Here is a 1647-nt window from a genome sequence, read left to right as displayed (position 1 = left end):
ATGACGTGCCGGCTCCGCTGAAGCTCATGGGCGACAACTACAAGCTGGTGGCTCTGTCCAACGCCGACGACAGCTTCCTGGAGATCAGCATTCCCAAGCTCGGCGCTGAGTGGCACGCCGTGTTCACCGCTGAGCAGGCCCAGGCCTACAAGCCGCGCTACCAGGCGTTCGAGTACATGCTGGACACCCTGAACGCCAAGCCGGAGGACTTCCTGCACATCTCCTCCCACACCCGCTATGACATCCACCCGATGCATGACATGGGCTTCCGTAACCTGTGGTTGCTGGACCGTGGCTATGACCCCATTGGCCCGGGCTACGACCTGAACGTTGCCAAGTCCCTGGACGAGATCAACAAGCACCTCGGTCTCTAACAACCCGCTACGAGGCGAAAGGTCAACCCGTGAAACTCATTCCTTACTGGCTGGACACGGCCGAAGCATCCGGGGACTACCGGCAGACTCCGGTCCCCGAAAACGTCGATGTGGCAATCATCGGCGCCGGATTCACCGGGCTGTCCGCGGCCCTGGAATTTGCCAAGCAAGGCGCCAGCGTTGCGGTGTTCGAACGCCACACTGTTGGGTGGGGCGCGTCGGGCCGTAACGGGGGAATGGCGACGACCGGGTTGGCCATCAGCTTCAGCACCGCGGTCAAGCGCTACGGCCCCGCGCGCGCCGTTCAGATGTTCCAGGAATACAACGACGCGATCGACACCATCGAAAAGCTCGTCCATGACAACGGCATCGATTGTGACTACAACCGCTTCGGGAAGCTCTCGCTGGCGTTCCACAAGTCCCACTACGAGGGGTTCCTGAAGTCCCAGGAGAAGCTGGCGAAGCTGGCCGATCACCACGTCACGGTGATCCCGAAGTCCGAGATCCACAGCGAAATCGGCACGGACTTCTACCAGGGCGCGATGGTTGACCCGCTCGGGGCGGGCCTGCACGTGGGCAAGTTCGTCCACGGCCTGGCCGGGGTGGCCGTGGCCGCCGGAGCCGATATCTGCGAGAACGCCGCGGTGACCGAGCTGAAGAAGGTCTCCGGCACCGTGCACGACGTGCACACCACCCGCGGCATCACCCGCGCCAAGCAGGTCCTGGTCGCCACCAGCGGCTACACCGGCAACATCACCCCGTGGCTGCAGCGCCGCGTGATCCCGGTGGGCAGCTTCATCATCGTGACCGACCCGCTGCCCGAAGACGTGGTCAACCGCATCCTGCCCAACCGCCGCCAGGCCTCGGACAGCAAGATGCTGACCTACTACTTCCGCATCACCCCGGACAACAGGCTGCTGTTCGGCGGCCGTGCCCGCTTCGCGCTGTCCAGCCCGGACTCGGACGTCAAGAGCGCCGAGATCCTCCGCAAGGCCATGCTCGAACTCTTCCCCTACCTCTCCAACGCCAAGGTGGACTACATCTGGGGCGGACTGGTGGACCTCTCCATGGACCAGATGGTCCACGCCGGCGTCCACGACGGCCTCTACTACTCCCTGTGCTACAGCGGACACGGCGTGCAAATGGCAGCCCACATGGGCAAACGCATGGCCCACTACATGGCCGGCGACAAGACCGCCAACGTATGGGAAGACCTCAAAAACCCGCCCGTACCCGGACACTTCGGCCCGCCCTGGTTCCTGCCCTTCATCGG

The 1647-nt window shown here is 63.8% G+C and carries 2 protein-coding genes; both read left to right on the top strand.

From position 1 onward, the window contains the following. Positions 1-374: HAD family hydrolase (locus AC5RUM_RS21435; protein WP_494036843.1), on the top strand; the 374-nt coding region annotated here is incomplete at its 5' end. Between the two features lie 29 nt (positions 375-403). Continuing rightward, positions 404-1647 (top strand): NAD(P)/FAD-dependent oxidoreductase (locus AC5RUM_RS21430; protein ID WP_494036842.1); only part of this gene is annotated, 1244 nt, incomplete at its 3' end.

This window comes from Arthrobacter sp. B2060 (assembly GCF_059090445.1).
The sequence above is the reverse complement of the archived record's forward strand: the minus strand, read 5'-3'. Positions and strand labels throughout refer to the sequence as shown.